The following is a 15,499-nucleotide window of genomic DNA, read 5'->3' on the forward strand; positions in this document are numbered from 1 at the left end:
TTACACTGCATTCACACAGCGCACACACAAGGAGAAATGCAATGGCGGACTATATGAAACTCAATCCCGATGAAAAGGGGTATTTCGGCGAATACGGAGGATCCTTCATTCCTCCCCAGCTTCAGGCGGAAATGGACAAGATCACTGACGCGTACTACTCGATCAGCAAATCCCACGATTTCATCTCTGAGCTGAGAAGCATCCGCAAGCACTTTCAGGGCCGCCCTACTCCCACCTATTTTTGCCGCAATCTGTCCAACAGGACGGGAGGCCGCATCTACCTGAAACGGGAAGACCTGAACCACACCGGAGCGCATAAGCTCAACCACTGCATGGGAGAAGGACTGCTCGCCAAGTATCTGGGCAAAAAGAAGGTTATCGCCGAAACAGGCGCAGGCCAGCACGGAGTAGCCCTCGCGACTGCCGCGGCCTACTTCGGTCTTGAATGCGAAATCCACATGGGCGAGGTAGACATCGCGAAGGAACACCCGAACGTGGTCCGGATGAAGCTTCTGGGAGCCACGGTAGTTCCCGTATCCCACGGACTGAAAACCCTCAAGGAAGCGGTGGATTCGGCCTTCGAAGCATACCTTAAAGATCCGGTGAACGCGATCTACTGCATCGGTTCCGTGGTCGGACCGCACCCCTTCCCCATGCTCGTCAGGGACTTTCAGCATGTGGTGGGAGTCGAAGCCCGCGAACAGTTCATTGAAATGACCGGCGAACTTCCCGACTCGGTTACCGCCTGCGTCGGCGGCGGATCGAACGCGATGGGCATATTTTCCGGATTCATCGAGGATCAGGAAGTACGGCTGGTCGGAGTCGAACCTTCGGGGCGGTCGCTGAAAATCGGAGACCACGCGGCGAGCCTCAGCTACGGAAAGCCCGGAGTCCTTCACGGATTCAGGAGCTACCTTCTTCAGGACGACAAGGGCGAGCCCCTTCCGGTGTATTCCATCGCCAGCGGCCTCGATTATCCGGGCTCCGGACCGGAACATTGCATGCTGAAAGACAAAGGTCGAGTCGAATATACCGTCGCCAGCGACGACGAATGCCTGGACGCCTTCTACACCCTTTCGAAAGTGGAAGGAATCATTCCCGCCCTTGAAAGCTCCCACGCGGTGGCCTATGCGATGAAATACGCGAAAGAGAATCCCCGGAAATCCATCCTGGTCAATCTTTCGGGCCGCGGAGACAAGGACATCGATTTCGTCGTGGACAATTACGGAATACGCTGAGCCGCGCTATCCACGGATCCCCGAAAAAACCTCTTTGTATAAAGAGGTTTTTTTTATCCTTTCGCGCTCGAACGCGGTTTTTCTTCGTATACTATCTGCATGGAATGCATATACGGTTCGAACCCTGAACAGGTGAAAAACGCCCTGATTCAGGATATGGCTGAAAAGCTGAAACTAAACATGCCCGTGCTCTTCCTCGCCTCGGGGGGATCCACCGCCGGCCTTGCCGCCGACGTGTGCAACGGACTGGCCGCCGGCTTTCCCAAAGACGATTCGCGCCTGAAATGGCTTCTCACCGTGACGCTCGCCGATGAGCGATGGGGAGCCGCCGGACACAGCGAGTCGAACTGGAAGCTATTGCTGGAAAAAGGACTTCCCGTTCACCGAATCGGAACCGTTCCCCTGCTGAAGGACGACAAAGACACGGGAGCCGCCGGCATGGAGGCCGCGGTGCGCGCCTTCGAAAAACTCCTCGGAGAAGCGGTGGAGCGGCGGGAGCGCGGAGAACTGCATATAGCAGGACTGTTCGGCATAGGAGAAGACGGACACACGGCCGGCATTCTTCCAGGAAGCCCCGCTTCCCTCTGCGCCGAGAAAAACAAACAGGACGGCCCCTGGGCCGCCGGTTATTCGTCGGCCCTGTTTAAAAGAATCACCATAACCCCCGCCTTCCTCTCTCATGTAGATCTCGCCTTAGCCTGGGCAGGAGGCGCGTCCAAAATGAGGGCGCTTGCGGCAATCCATTCGTCCGATTCATTCGAAGACGTGCCCGCGAAATACCTGCAGACGGCCAGAAGAAGCGCCGTATATACCGACCAGGAGAACCGATGAATGAAAAAACTTAAAAACACGATTTTGGTCATATTCGGCATAACCGGAGACCTTTCGAAACGGAAGCTTCTCCCCGCCCTCTATAATCTTGAGCGGGCCGGACTGTTACCGGAAGGATTCAGAATAGTCGGGGTATCGCGGAAGGGCACCGAGCCTCGGGACATCATCCGCATGCTCAAGCAAAGCGAAGCAGGAAAACAGGCGGACTGCCCGGACATCTGCGAGAAGCTGGAAAAAATTCTCTCCATAGTCGACATGAAGCTCGACGAGGGAGACACCTACGCCGGTCTGTCGCGCGAGCTGTCCCGCATCGAAGCCGAAGCGGGACGGCCGCTCAACCGCCTGTTTTATCTCGCCATTCCCGCATCCCTGTTTCCGAAAGTGACCGAACGGCTGGCGGAAGCTGATCTGAACATGCACGAGAACGGAATCTGCGAAAGCAGATATTTGATAGAAAAACCCTTCGGAGCGGACCTCGCTTCCGCGAAAAAACTGATATCGGACCTGAACGAGCGATTCGGCGAGGAGCGGATATTCCGCATCGATCACTACCTTGCCAAAGAAACGGTTCAAAACATCCTGTCCTTCCGGTTTTCGAACCCGCTTTTCAACGGAGCGTGGAATAACCGGCACATCAGCCACATCATGGTGACCGCCTCAGAGTCCATCGGAATCGAGGGGCGGACAGCGTTTTACGAGGGAATGGGAGCCATGCGCGATCTGGTGCAAAGCCACCTGCTCCAGCTTCTGGCCCTCGCGACCATGGAAAAGCCCAAAACAATGGAAGCCGCCGAAATTCACCGGGAAAAGGAAAAAATCCTCGCCGCAATCCGGCCCCCGGAACCGGAACGCATGAAGGAAGAAACCGTGCGGGCTCAGTACCGAACCTATCGCAAGGAAACCGGAATAGCCGATTCGCTCACCGAAACCTACGCCGCGGTGAGGCTGTCAATCGATACGCCGGAATGGAAGGGCGTGCCGATGTTCATCCGAACCGGCAAGGCCTTGAAGGAAAAGGTAACGGAGATAACGGTCGTGTTCACGGAAGGCGGGGCAGAAAGCCTTACGAGTGCGCGGGCGGACGCAGCCGGGGCAGAGATCAAGCGCAATTACCTGACGCTGAGAATCCAGCCGAACGAGGGCATAGCCGTAGATCTTGACATCAAAAAACCCGGCCTCGACGAGGCTACGCAGGCGGTCCAGCTTGATTTCTGCTACCGCGACGCTCCGGGCTTCGAACAGATAGACGCGTACGCAAGGGTCCTGTACGACGGCATGCGCGGCGATCGGACGCTCTTTGCCACCGGGGATGAAGTGCTCGCCTGCTGGAGAATCACCGAGCCGGTATTGCGCGCCTGGGATTCGCCCGATTTTCCGCTGCATTTCTACGATAACGGAAGCGCCGGTCCCGAGGCGGCCGACGAGCTGATACAAAAGACCGGCATCGCGTGGTTCACCGATTCGCATCAGGTATGCACGCCCCCGAAACCGTCTTTCCGTTGACCGGTCATTGGTTTAGCAGTACTTTTAAACTTTGAGAAAATGTCTATAGCCAAAGGGAGAAATGAATGAGCAAGGGAACAAAAACGCTTTTAGCCGTAGTGGCGGGCATCGCTGTGCTGGTTTTCGCCGGCGTGTCGTTTTATTCGGGAAATTATAACCGCATGGTCGCTCTGGACGAAGCCGTTTCAAGCCAATGGGGACAGGTGGAAAACGCCTATCAGCGCCGCTTCGACCTCATTCCGAATCTGGTCGCGACCGTTAAAGGCTACGCGGCCCATGAATCCGGCGTATTCACCGCGATCGCGGAAGCCCGCTCCAAGGCCGGCGGCGTGATGAACATATCGGACGAGGTTCTGCAGGACCCGGAAGCCTTCGAACGCTTCCAGCAAGCCCAGGGCGAACTGGGAAGCGCTCTCCAGAGGCTCCTCGTCATAACCGAAAACTACCCCGACCTGAAGGCGAACGAAAATTTCCTCGGCCTCCAGAACCAGCTCGAAGGGACGGAAAACCGCATCGCCGTAGAACGAAAACGCTTCAACGACATGGTGCAGCAGTACAACTCCTTCATCCGCCAGTTCCCGCGCGCGATCATCGCGAACATGGCCGGCTTCCGGGTCAAATCCTACTTCAAGGCGGTTGAATCCGCCAATCAGGCTCCGGAGGTGGAGTTTTGACGGCGGAACACACGTCCAAAGAGTCGGAGAGAAACCGAAATAGAATTCTTTCCGAGCTGAAAATGAACGAATCCGATCTGAAAACCGTAGAGCAAATCATAGAAGCCGAAGAGCGAAAGACCGACGGCGAAATAGCGGTAGCGGTGATTCCTGAAAGCTCCGATTACGCAGCTTTCGAGCTCCTCTTTGCAGTCGTCCTCGGCGCGGCGGTTTTCGCCGCGCTCATGCTGTTTCACCAAAAAATAGAGGACGCGCTTTCGGCGGCGTTCTGGCTGCCCTCGCGGGCGCTGACGACGGGCGTCATGGGACTTGCAAGCTTCGGATCCATAGCCCTCTTCTTCCAGCTGCTGAACCGCCCCGCGATAGACCGGATCATCGTGCCTTCCGCGGTCCGCAATACGGCCGTCAGAAGACGGGCGGTTCGCCGCTTCGTAGAAGGCGGCGTATACGCCACCGAACGGAGAACCGGCATACTGCTGTTTCTTTCTCTAGCCGAGCGGAGAATAGAAATCGTCGCGGACACGGGAATCGCGGAACAGATCGAACAAAGCGAATGGGACGCGATCGCCGCGGGGATCGCCGAAGGCGCGCGACGGGGGAAAACCGCCGAAGCGCTCTCCGAAGCGGTTACCCGATGCGGAACCCTCCTTGCCTCTCGCTTTCCCCCGAAACAACACAATCCGAACGAACTCGCCGACAGAGTCGTTCTGCTGGAGGCCGGATCATGACGCGCGCGAATGCTTCCCTTACAACGCGTTTCTCAGCCTTTTTGGCCGTTTTCGCGGTCGCCGCGTTCAGCCTGCTGGGCGCGGAAGCAAAGGTTCCCGAGTTGAAAAGCGCAGTCCAGGATCTGTCAGGGGTGCTCTCCGCGGGAGAACGGGCAGGATTGGAAGAATTCCTGACCGCTCTCGACCGGGACACCGGCGTTCAAATCGCGGTTCTCGTCGTCGATTCCCTTGAGGGAGAGCCGATAGAGTCGTTTTCCATGCGGGTTGCCGAAGCGTGGAAGCTCGGAGAAAAAGACAGGGACAACGGAGCCCTGCTTCTCGTCGCGGTGAAAGACCGCGCGCTCCGCATCGAAGTCGGGTACGGACTTGAAGAAAACCTCACCGACATGAGAAGCGGAGCCATCATACGCAACGTCATCGCCCCCCGTTTCCGCGCGGGAGAGTACGGAAAAGGCATTCAGGCGGGTGTGCTAGAAATGGCCGTCGCCGCGGCGGGGCAGGAAGCGGTGGAAAATCTGACCGGACGGAAGGTCGAGCCGGCGGCTGACGATTCAGGAGAAGAGGCCGGCGGAAGCGGATTTTCGGGGCTGCTCTTTCTTATTATTTTCTTTTTTATCATGACGCGCGGCCTCGGCAGGCGCGGACGCTACCGGGGAAGAGATTCGGGAGGCCTGTTTTGGGCCCTGCTCCTTGGAAACATGCTGTCAAACTCCGGCCGCGGCGGACGCATCGGCTCGGGCGGATCGCGGGGATTCGGCGGAGGATTCGGAGGCGGCGGCGGCTTCAGCGGAGGAGGCGGAGGGTTCGGCGGCGGCGGCGCCTCGGGCGGCTGGTAGCCCGAGGCGGCGGTCAGAGGATTTTCTGGTAGCACACCAGATCGAGCCATCTATCGAATTTATATCCCACTTCCCGATAGAGGGAGCATTGGAGATAGCCTGACCGCTCGAACAGAGCGCAGCTTGACGTATTTTCTCCGCAGATCTGGGCAATCAGGGCATGAAACCCCTGATCGCGGGCATGAGCCTCGATTATGTCGACCATTTTTCTTCCGATGCCCTTTCCGCAAAAAGAGGCATCGAGATAGACGGTTACCTCGGCGGTAAGGTTGAACGCTTCGCGGGCCTTATAGCGCGTGAGTATTCCGTAGCCGGCGAAGCGGCCGCCCGAGAACGCCGCGAACGATCGATACCGCCCGTCTTCGAAAAACAACAGCTGTTCCATCTCTTTCAACGTAGCGGGACTGATTTGAAAGGTCGCCGTCGAATTCGAGACATACCATTGGTATACGTCCAAGGCCTGCGGCAGCCATTCGGGCCGCATCCAGCAGATTTCAAGCTCTTTTGTTTCAGCGATCATTTTCGGATTCTCCGTTGCATGCGGACGCGTTTTTGAGCGCCACGATTTCATTTTCTGCGAGTTCGCGCCATTGTCCGCTTTCAAGCAGCGGATCAAGGGTCAAAGGTCCCATGGATACCCGCTTCAGAAACGCTACCTCGTTCCCTACCGCCTTGAACATCTTCTTTACCTGATGGTATTTGCCTTCCTGAATCGTGAGCAGGACTTCCCCGTTCCCTCCCGGCGCCCGGGCGAGCCGCGCGGGAAGGCACTGGTACCCGTCCTTGAACGACACGCCGGTTTCGAAGGTCCGGCGGTACTGTTCGAACAGGTCGTCGTCAAGCTGATCGCGGAGGCGCACATAATAGGTTTTGTCGACGCCGGTTTTCGGAGACGTCAAACGATGGCCCAGGGGGCCGTCGTCGGTCAGCAAAATCAGGCCTTCAGTATCTACATCCAGCCGTCCCACGGAGAAGAGCTCCATCCTGGACCAGGGGGGACTGAGCAAGTCCATCACCGTCGCGTGGTCGGGATCGCGCGTCGAGGTGATCACGCCGGAGGGCTTGTTCAGCATCAGGTAATGAAACTCCCGGAGAACCACCGGTTCGCCGTCTATCTCGATACGGTCTGAAAGGGGATCTACGCGGGTCGCCGCGTCTGCGCACACCGCGCCGTTAATGGTCAGCGAACAGGAATGAAGAAGGCGCTTTATGTCGCGCCTCGAGCCGAAGCCGTTCCCGGAAAGCAATTTATCGATGCGGAGAAAATGGTTTTTCATCACGATCGCGGACTCCGGCTTACCGTTTTACCCGGCCGGAGCCGTCTCCGGAGAGAAGGGCTTCGACTTCGGTCCGGGAAACCAGATTGAAGTCCCCGTGAATCGTATGCTTGAGACAGGAGGCGGCCGCAGCGAATTCCAGGGCGTACGCTTCACGCTGTCTGTCTTCCGACAAAACGCAGATAAGTCCGGCCGCGAAGGAATCGCCGCCGCCCACGCGATCGACGATATCGGTAATGTCGTAGGAGCGGGATTCGTAAAAACCCGTCGATCCGGACAGAACCGCCGACCAGCCGTTCCTGTCGGCTGAATGCGACTCCCGGAGCGTGACGGCGACCTTCTCGAGATTCGGAAATGAGGCTTTCACCAGCGAAACCAACTCCCGGTAGTACGCTTTGTCGAGGGATGCCTTGGAAACGTCGAGGCCGCTCGATTGCGTCGTCGATTGAGGCGAAGGCTCAGGAAGCTCGATCCCGAGGGCGAGCTGAATATCTTCTTCGTTCGCGATGAGCACATCGGCAAAGGACACGAGGCCGCGCATAACCTCCGGCGCGGTTTTACCGTACTTCCAGAGCTTTTTCCGGTAATTGAGATCGATGGAAACCGCAACGCCTGCTTTTTTCGCCGCTTTCACGGCTGCAAGCGAAGCTTCCGCCGCGCCGGCTGAAACGGCAGGAGTGATGCCGGTGAGATGGAACCAGCCGGCGCCTTGAAAAATCGCGTCCCAGTCGAAGCTGTCCGCGCCGACGAGGGAAAGCGAGCTGCCTTCGCGGTCGTATACGACCTGGGAGGCGCGCTGGTTCGAACCGTTTTCGAGGAAATAGACGCCCATGCGTCCGGGGAGCCGCTTGCAACGGGAAACGTCGACACCGTATTTACGCAGTTCGCCTATCGCGCCGTCGCCCAGCGGGCCGGGCGGAAGAGCCGTAACATAGGAAGCTTCCCTGCCGAGGCAGGCGAGCGAAACCGCGACGTTGGCTTCCCCTCCGCCGAAGGTTGCCTCGAGGGCAGGAGACTGGAAAAGGCGTTCATGGCGGGGCGATGCGAGGCGGAGCATGATTTCGCCGAAGGCGACTGTTTTGGACATACGAGCGGTTCCTCCCGAAGGGAATAGTAGACTATACCCGCCGCTCGGGTCAACGATATTCTCGGGGCCGCCTCCTGTGGTATAATGCTGCAGCCCCGCATGCATTCGGGAGGAGGTTGGTAATGGATTCTACATTGGAAAAGATAGCTGCGTCAGGTTTGATTCCCGTCGTAAAAATAGATGATCCCGAACAGGCAGTTCCGCTCGCCCGCGCTCTCGCGAAGGGCGGACTGCGCTGCATAGAAATAACGTTCCGGACGACGGCCGCCGCCGCCGCGATCGAAGCGATTCGCCGCGAAGTTCCGGAAATGCTCGTTGGAGCCGGAACCGTTATCAATACGGAGCTTGCCCGCATAGCCTCCGATGCCGGAGCTTCCTTCATCGTCGCGCCGGGATTTAATCCTGCGGTCGTCGAGTGGTGCCTGGAACGCGAAATCCCGGTGATTCCGGGGGTGAGCGGTACGGCGGGAATAGAACAGGCGCTCGAGATGGGAATCAAGACGCTCAAGTTCTTCCCTGCCGAGGTTTCAGGGGGAACGGCAATGCTCGACGCCCTCGCAGGCCCCTACCCCCAGCTGACCTTCATCCCTACCGGCGGAATAGACCTTGCGAACATGCCTTCCTACCTTGCGAAGAAGAACGTTCTCGCGGTAGGCGGAAGCTGGCTATCTCCGAAGAACCTCCTCGAATCGGGCGGCTGGGACGCGATCGAAGCGCTCGCCCGCGAAGCGGTTGCGGCGGTCCACGGCTTCGAGCTAGCCCACATCGGGATCAACCAGGACAATCCGGAGGCGGCATCCGCGACGGCGAATCTGTTTTCATCGTTCGGCTTCTCTCCGAAGGAGGGAAACTCGTCCATTTTCTGCGGAACCTCGATAGAAGTGATGAAACAACCCTTCAGGGGTGAAATGGGGCACATCGCGTTCCGCTGCAGAAGCATCGAACGTGCACTCGCATACCTCGAAACAAAAGGTTTCACGGGGGTTCAGGAAACGGCGAAATCAGATAACGGAACCCTCTCGGTCATCTACCTGGACCCTGAAATCGGAGGCTTTGCGGTTCATCTGCTGCGTTCGCGGTGAGCTCTGCCGTCGGGGCATTTTATTTCCCTAGCCAGAAACGGTTTTTTTAAGATATACTTATAAAGTTATGGATATAGATCAGTTTTTAAACGAATCCGGGGTCAAGCCTTCCACGCCCGCGGGGCAAGACCAGGTTTCTACAGATATAGTAGTTCTCAATCCCCAGGAACGGATGCTGGTTAACCGGGTATTCGAAAATCTCAGGGTTATTTCTCCGGAAACGATGGTGGGAGTCGCCACGCGCATCATGGATCTCGAGCGGCTTTCGGTTTCCATTTCGCGCTATCCTTCGATGCATCAGGGGGGATTCACCGTCGGAGCGCCGAGAAACACAGAAACCCTCGTCGAAACCCTGTGCACCTTCGGCGACCACGAACGGCTTCTCACCCTGCCGACGAAGGCTATTCTGGGAAAGGGCTTTCTGGTAGCCAAATTCCATGCCTTCGCCGCGATCACCAAGGTCGCCCTCAATTCCAACTTTTCCGACCGCGACATACAGGAGCTCCGCCAGGCCACGCTGAACATCATGTTTACGCTCATGGCGGAAGAAGTGTACATGTCGATTCTCGACGATCCGAACCTTAATACAGACGTCCGCAGGGACGTCGCCGAAGCACTGGCGGAACTATGGGAGCACCGGCTCGACCAGCACGCCATTAGCGTCGCCCCCGTTCTCGACGCCGTCTGGTCGGTGCGGGACCAGATCGCCCCCAATTTCGGCACGATGATCGGCACCAGCGAGCTGCTCCTGATCACCATCGCCCTCGACGAAACCTGGCAGAGCTTCATTTCCCAGCGCCTTTCGAATTCCGACGTGGGGGCGGCCCTGGAAGAATTCCTGTTCGGACTTTCCCACGAAGACATATCGTTCATCCGCAACGAGTTGAAAACGCGCGGAATATCGGCGGTCGGGCGGGACGAAATCCCCCAGATCCTCGGACACCGGGCGGCTCTTTCCAACGAGGACCCCCGCATTTTCTACCGCGCATACACGCAGCGGCGCAACAACGCGGACGCCCGCAAGAGGCTCAACGCGGCCGGTCCGCGAAAAACGCTGGAGGATCACTACATGCAGTACATATTCGAACAAAACCGGGAGAGACAAAAAAATGGCAAGTAACAGGACTCCCTTCCGCTTCGGAGAAAAACTGAGAACGGTGCGCGAACGAAAGGGCTACACCCTGAAGGTGGTCGCTCTGGCCGCCGGAGTGAGCGAAAGCTTGGTGTCGCAAATCGAACGGAACCGCGTTTCCCCCGCGATAGACACCCTGCTCGCCCTCGCGGACGCGCTCGAAATCGATCTTGAATACCTCTTCGAGGAATACCGCAGGGAGCGGCCCGTAAAGCTCATCAAGGCAGACGAGCGCAGGCAGCTCGACGAAAACGGGATCAAGTACGAAGAAGTCGCCCGTCCGATCGAAGGCGACGGAGCGCATGCGATCGAAGCCTACTACATCACCCTTCCGCCGGGAGCCGAAACGCGCAGGGGATCGTACGGCCATCTCGGCAGGGAATTCGGCATCGTTACGGAAGGAAGCGCCGAACTGCATTACGAGACGAAGGTGTATAAATTGGAAAAAGGCGACAGCATATCCTATTCCGCTACCGCTCCGCACACCCTCGTAAACTCAGGCAGCGAACAGCTCCGCGCGTTGTGGGTCGTCACTCCGCCTCAGCGCTTCAGCTGAACCGCCCCGCGTTACTTTTTCAGGAAAAGCGAAAATCCCCGTGCTACACTTCCTCCAGGCGTATAAAAAGACCAATAACGCCAGGAGGAAGAAAAATGTGTAAAATCAGATCGACCCTGTTGTGTGTTTCCGGAGCGCTTCTCGTCGCGCTTATCGGATGCGCGAGCCAACCCGCCCAGCCTGAACCGGCCGCCGCGGCCGAATCAGTCAGCCTCGCCGAGTTCGCCGCTTCCGGCCAGTATCAGAAGCCGATGGCATGGAAGGCCGGACAGTATGTGGAACTTGAGAACCTGAACAAGGGAAAGCGCGAATCAGTGTCGAAGACCGTCCTTGTCGGGCAGGAAAAAGGCGGATGGATCATCGAAACGGTGAACATCGATAAAAAAGGCAAGAAAAGCGTCTCCCAGACTCTCTTTTTAGGGATGGACGAAGCGATCCAGAACGGAAAGGCCGGCGGAGTAACCATCGGGTGGATGAAGATGACCGGCGACGACGGAACCGTTCAAACGATCGAAGGCGAACAGCTGATGTTCTACAATATTTTCGCGAAGTCTACCCTCGACAACCTCGTGGCGGACATTCTGACCTTCACGGACGGAGGAACAGTTTCCGTTCCGGCCGGAAAATTCGCGGGAACCAATCAGGTGAACGCCTCGATGAAAATCATGGGAATGAAGGTGGAGACCGAATCATGGTATCACCCCGCCGTTCCCGTGAACGGAATGGTCAAATCCCGGTCCAAGGACGGCAAAAGCGAAAGCCGCCTCGTGTCCTTCGGCTTCGACGCGAAGCCGGAAATGAAATAACGACTGGAACGAAGTAAAAAAAAGGGCTGCCCGGATTGCGTTCCGGACAGCCCTTTTTTATTGCACGCGTTTACTCTGCGCGATTATTGAAAGTGTTTTTTGAGGAAGTCCAGATCAAGTTCGGGATACAGGACGAACTTTCCGAGCAGGGCATTGACCGCGGACTGGGCTTCGGCGATCGCGGAAGGAGCTACGACGACCTTTCCCTTGCTGACCGCGCCCTTATCGGTAAGGCCGGGTTTCGCGTTTTTCAGGACAAGCGCGATGATTCGGGCGATTTCCTTCATTTCCGCTTCGCCCATGCCCAGGGTGGTGACTGCGGGGGTTCCGATGCGAAGTCCGCTCGTCCACCACGCTCCGTTCGGATCGAAGGGAAGGGAGTTGCGGTTGAGCGTAATGCCGCATTCGCTCATCGCCGCTTCCGCCTGCCGTCCGGTGAGACCGAAGCCGGCTACGTTGATAAGCATGAGATGGTTGTCCGTTCCGCCGGTTTGGAGCGTCATTCCCAGCTTCACCAGTTCCGCCGCGAGAGCGCGAGCGTTCGAGCGGACCTTCGCCGCGTACTCCTGGTAGGAAGCGGTGCGAGCTTCCTTGAAGGCGATCGCCTTCGCGGCCATCATGTGGGGAAGAGGTCCGCCCAACACGAGCGGGCATCCCTTGTTCACGTAGTCGGCGAAGGGAGCCTTGCAGAGAACGAGGGCTCCGCGGGGGCCGCGAAGTGTCTTGTGGGTGGTGGTAGTAACTACGTCCGCCCACTTGACGGGATCTTCGTCTCCGGTGAAGACCTTTCCCGCGACGAGACCGGCGAAGTGAGCCATGTCCACCATCAGAACGGCGCCGCACTTGTCGGCGATTTCCTTGAAGCGGCGGAAATTGATGGCTCGGGGATAGGCTGAATAACCGGCCAGCAAAATCAGGGGCTTGAGCTCCATCGCCTGCTTTTCGATTGCGTCGTAGTCGAGAAGCCCCGTTTCCTTCGAAACAGTATAGGAGTGCGCTTCGAACATGCGCGCCGAAACATTCTGGCGGTAGCCGTGGGTCAGGTGGCCGCCCGAATAGTAATCGAGGCCGAGGAGGCGCTGATTTCCGAGCTTGATCCGGAGATCGGCCCATTGGGCGTCTGTCAGATTGGAAAGATTGGTTTCGCCGAGGCTTTCGAGCACGGGGGCTTCGATCTTCGCAGACAGGATAGCCCAGTAAGCTACCATGTTCGCGTCGGCTCCGGAATGAGGCTGCACGTAGGCATGTTCCGCGCCGAAGAGAGCTTTTGCCTCTTCGCAGGCGACGGTTTCGATGTCGTCGATATTATCGCAGCCGCCGTAATAGCGGTGGGCGGGATATCCTTCCGCGTACTTATCGGTCAGGAGGTTGCCCATCGCGGCCTGTGTAGGCAGGGAGCAATAGTTTTCGCTCGCGATGAGTTTGAGGTGGCTCCGCTGGGCTTCGAGCTCTTTCACCACGGAGGCGGCGATCTCGGGACCGACGGAAGCTACCTGCTGAAGGTTGGCGATGTAAGACACGAAGGCAGGATTTACCTTGTCGGCCGGAACGGCAGAAAGATAGGCGTTAAGAGGCGATTGATTCATCTGATGAATTCTCCCTTTGCATTGATTTCCGCAAGTACAGCCCAGGCGCGCGGCTGAAAGCGGGAGCTTCCCGGTGGTTATATCCACCTTGATGCGCCAGAATTGAATTCATCCTACCCCTTTCGCAACGCCTTGGCAAGTAGCGCGAAATAGTGCGAAAAACCTTGATTCCGCGCCGGAGCGGTAGTACACTTGCGGGTATAGGGACGCGCGTACGACGCGGCCTGTAAGTCCACGTAGCGCCTGAAAATCAAGGAGGTTGCATATGCCGAAAGGAAAGGACAAGGGCGGAGCTGAGGCCAAAAAAAAGCCCCAGCATACGCTCAAGGAAAAAAGACAGTTGAAACAAGACAAGAAGTCCGCCAAAGAATAAAGCGATATAGTTTTATTCTACGGCTGAACGCCGCCGGCGAACCGTTGCATCGGTTCGCCTTTTTTTTGTTTTCATCTGTTGACATTATGGGCATATGCTCATAATATGCCGTCATGGCCAGACCCTGTTCTACCAGAATTATCAGCCGCTTCAAAAACTCCGTCGGACAAAAAGACGGACGGCTTCGGCCGCCCGGAAGCGTTATACCCATGACGCTGGACGAGCTTGAAGCGTTGAAGCTTGCGGATATCGAAGGACTGTATCAGGAAGCCGCCGCCCGTAAAATGGGAGTATCCAGACAAACGTTCGGAAGGATCATTGCTTCCGCGCGCAAAAAAAACGCTCAGGCCCTGGTAACGGGAGCCGGCATTCGCATCGAAGGCGGCGCCGTCCGCGTACGATCGCAAGGAGAAACGCTTATGAAAATCGCAGTACCGCTGGCCGGATCAGCCGTGGACAATCACTTCGGACATTGCGCCGAATACGCCGTCTACACAGTGGAAGATTCGAAAATCGTGCAGGAAGAACGGCTTCCCTCGCTGCAGGGGTGCGGATGCAAATCCGGGATCGCGCCGATTCTCGCGCAGAACGGAATATCGGTGATGATAGCGGGGAACATCGGCAACGGAGCCATCAATGTGCTGGCTTCCAACGGAATCAAGACCATCAAGGGCGCTTCGGGGGAGGCGCGCGCGGCCGCCGAAGCATGGCTTTCCGGCAACCTCGACGACTCCGGCTCAACCTGCTCGGGCCACGGCGAAGACCACGTCTGCTCGCACTAGGGCCGCAGTTACCAGTCGGCGGCAAAAAAAACCCGGCGATTAATCGCCGGGCGTATGATGAAAAACAAAGCGATCAGCCGAGAAACGAGCGAACCTCGGTCTTGGAAAACTGATACACGCTGCCGCAGTTATGGCACACGATCTCGAGCGGATCAGGACCGTTTTCGGCCATATCCTCCAATTCCTCTCTGTCGAGATGGCTCAGATGATTGGCGAAATTCTCGCGGGAACACGGGCAATCGAACACGATCTGCCGCTCAAGAGCGACGAGGGGCGCGCAATTTCTGAAAAGGCCGTGAATCACGTCGTCGCGGTCGCCGCCTTCTGCGAACCAGGCGCCGAGAGACGGAGCCGATGAAAAGGCGTGTTCGGCGGCTTCCACAAGCTCGGGATCGGCGCCCGGCATTGTTTGCAGGAACATCGCGCCCGCGCCGATAACGCGTCCTTCGCGGTCGAACTGGATGCCGGTATTGAAGGCGGTCGGGGTCTGCTCGGAAACGCCGAAATACTCGGCCAGATCAAGGGCGATATTACGGTGCTTGATTTCGATCGTGCCGGTCACCGGCTCGGCGAAGCCTTCCGGAAAACGGGTCATCGTGACGGTGCCGGGCCCGAAAAAGGGAGAAAGATCCCAGGAATCCAGCGGCTTCTCGATCGGAATGGGATCCTGCAGCAGAAAGCCCCTCACCCAGCCTTCGCTATTCGCCTCTATGCTGAAACCCGCCGCAGGGCCCCTCGTGTCGTAGCGGAAAACCGCCCGGTCCCGGCCCTTCATAGTCGGTATGAGAAGCGCGCCGCAAAGAGCTGCCTGGCCGAGAACCAGCGTTTCAAGAATGCCCAGATCATGCTGGGCGCGCAGCTGGTTGACGAATCTCGTGCCATGAAAAAAAGCTCCTCTCATGGCCCCGTTGTTTAAAAGAAAAATCGACATCCCGTCGGGCGTCAAACCCTGGAGATGCGTGTTTAAAACCGTATCTGTCAGCGGAACTCGTATCATAAATCAGAAGT

The 15,499-nt window shown here is 57.6% G+C and carries 16 protein-coding genes and 1 riboswitch; of the genes, 11 read left to right on the forward strand and 5 right to left on the reverse strand.

Annotated features, from left to right (window positions below; translation table 11 throughout):
* Positions 1–41 precede the first annotated feature (41 nt).
* From trpB to K7J14_RS01975, 6 genes are all read left to right on the forward strand, one after another.
* The gene (gene trpB, locus K7J14_RS01950; RefSeq protein ID WP_230752473.1) at positions 42–1,238 is read left to right on the forward strand and encodes a tryptophan synthase subunit beta; all 1,197 of its coding nucleotides are present in this window, start codon (positions 42–44) and stop codon (positions 1,236–1,238) included.
* Between the two features lie 99 nt (positions 1,239–1,337).
* The gene (locus tag K7J14_RS01955; protein WP_230752476.1) at positions 1,338–2,069 is read left to right on the forward strand and encodes a 6-phosphogluconolactonase; all 732 of its coding nucleotides are present in this window, start codon (positions 1,338–1,340) and stop codon (positions 2,067–2,069) included.
* On the forward strand, positions 2,070–3,572 hold the full coding sequence (gene zwf / locus K7J14_RS01960; RefSeq protein ID WP_230752478.1) for a glucose-6-phosphate dehydrogenase: 1,503 nt from the start codon (positions 2,070–2,072) through the stop codon (positions 3,570–3,572).
* 65 nt (positions 3,573–3,637) lie between these two features.
* Entirely contained in the window at positions 3,638–4,246 is a 609-nt protein-coding gene (locus K7J14_RS01965) for a LemA family protein (RefSeq protein ID WP_230752480.1), read from the forward strand.
* Positions 4,243–4,974: a TPM domain-containing protein gene (locus tag K7J14_RS01970; RefSeq protein WP_230752481.1), complete on the forward strand. Its 732-nt coding sequence runs from the start codon at positions 4,243–4,245 to the stop codon at positions 4,972–4,974. The genes K7J14_RS01965 and K7J14_RS01970 overlap by 4 nt, the downstream gene beginning before the upstream one ends.
* Entirely contained in the window at positions 4,971–5,810 is an 840-nt protein-coding gene (locus tag K7J14_RS01975; protein WP_230752483.1) for a TPM domain-containing protein, read from the forward strand. Before K7J14_RS01970 ends, K7J14_RS01975 begins: the two co-directional genes overlap by 4 nt.
* A gap of 13 nt (positions 5,811–5,823) precedes the next feature.
* Here K7J14_RS01975 and K7J14_RS01980 read toward each other — a convergent pair whose 3' ends face one another.
* Genes K7J14_RS01980 through K7J14_RS01990 form a run of 3 tightly spaced genes read right to left on the reverse strand, consistent with a single transcriptional unit; the run spans position 5,824 to position 8,174 of the window.
* Entirely contained in the window at positions 5,824–6,330 is a 507-nt protein-coding gene (locus K7J14_RS01980; protein WP_230752485.1) for a GNAT family N-acetyltransferase, read from the reverse strand.
* A complete protein-coding gene (locus K7J14_RS01985) occupies positions 6,320–7,087 on the reverse strand; it encodes a pseudouridine synthase (RefSeq protein WP_230754747.1) in 768 nt (255 codons plus the stop codon). The genes K7J14_RS01980 and K7J14_RS01985 overlap by 11 nt, the downstream gene beginning before the upstream one ends.
* Positions 7,088–7,106: 19 nt before the next feature.
* Positions 7,107–8,174, reverse strand: a complete 1,068-nt coding sequence (locus tag K7J14_RS01990) for a sugar kinase (protein ID WP_230752486.1) — start codon at positions 8,172–8,174, stop codon at positions 7,107–7,109.
* Positions 8,175–8,296: 122 nt separating this feature from the next.
* On the opposite strand from K7J14_RS01990, the gene eda reads away from it, so the two are divergent.
* The 4 genes from eda to K7J14_RS02010 all read left to right on the forward strand — a co-directional run bounded on the left by eda (position 8,297) and on the right by K7J14_RS02010 (position 11,750).
* On the forward strand, positions 8,297–9,256 hold the full coding sequence (eda, locus tag K7J14_RS01995; protein ID WP_230752489.1) for a bifunctional 4-hydroxy-2-oxoglutarate aldolase/2-dehydro-3-deoxy-phosphogluconate aldolase: 960 nt from the start codon (positions 8,297–8,299) through the stop codon (positions 9,254–9,256).
* Between the two features lie 67 nt (positions 9,257–9,323).
* Positions 9,324–10,376 (forward strand): hypothetical protein, encoded by a 1,053-nt coding sequence (locus tag K7J14_RS02000; protein ID WP_230752492.1) that lies wholly within the window; start codon positions 9,324–9,326, stop codon positions 10,374–10,376.
* A complete protein-coding gene (locus tag K7J14_RS02005) occupies positions 10,366–10,944 on the forward strand; it encodes a helix-turn-helix domain-containing protein (protein WP_230752493.1) in 579 nt (192 codons plus the stop codon). The genes K7J14_RS02000 and K7J14_RS02005 overlap by 11 nt, the downstream gene beginning before the upstream one ends.
* A 95-nt stretch (positions 10,945–11,039) precedes the next feature.
* Positions 11,040–11,750, forward strand: coding sequence for a hypothetical protein (locus K7J14_RS02010; protein ID WP_230752495.1), 711 nt, complete (start codon positions 11,040–11,042; stop codon positions 11,748–11,750).
* Positions 11,751–11,833: 83 nt separating this feature from the next.
* On the opposite strand, the gene K7J14_RS02015 is transcribed toward K7J14_RS02010, so the two are convergent.
* Positions 11,834–13,336, reverse strand: a complete 1,503-nt coding sequence (locus tag K7J14_RS02015; RefSeq protein WP_230752497.1) for a glycine hydroxymethyltransferase — start codon at positions 13,334–13,336, stop codon at positions 11,834–11,836.
* 32 nt (positions 13,337–13,368) lie between these two features.
* Positions 13,369–13,442: riboswitch (ZMP/ZTP riboswitch) on the reverse strand.
* Positions 13,443–13,822: 380 nt separating this feature from the next.
* Between K7J14_RS02015 and K7J14_RS02020 the strand changes: the two genes are divergently transcribed.
* Entirely contained in the window at positions 13,823–14,491 is a 669-nt protein-coding gene (locus tag K7J14_RS02020) for a NifB/NifX family molybdenum-iron cluster-binding protein (RefSeq protein ID WP_230752499.1), read from the forward strand.
* A 73-nt stretch (positions 14,492–14,564) separates the two neighbouring features.
* Here the strand turns inward: K7J14_RS02020 and K7J14_RS02025 are convergent, their stop codons facing one another.
* Positions 14,565–15,488: an Hsp33 family molecular chaperone HslO gene (locus K7J14_RS02025; protein WP_230752501.1), complete on the reverse strand. Its 924-nt coding sequence runs from the start codon at positions 15,486–15,488 to the stop codon at positions 14,565–14,567.
* Between the last annotated feature and the right edge of the window lie 11 nt (positions 15,489–15,499).

Source organism: Teretinema zuelzerae, assembly GCF_021021555.1.
Classification (GTDB): Bacteria; Spirochaetota; Spirochaetia; order Treponematales; family Treponemataceae; genus Teretinema; species Teretinema zuelzerae.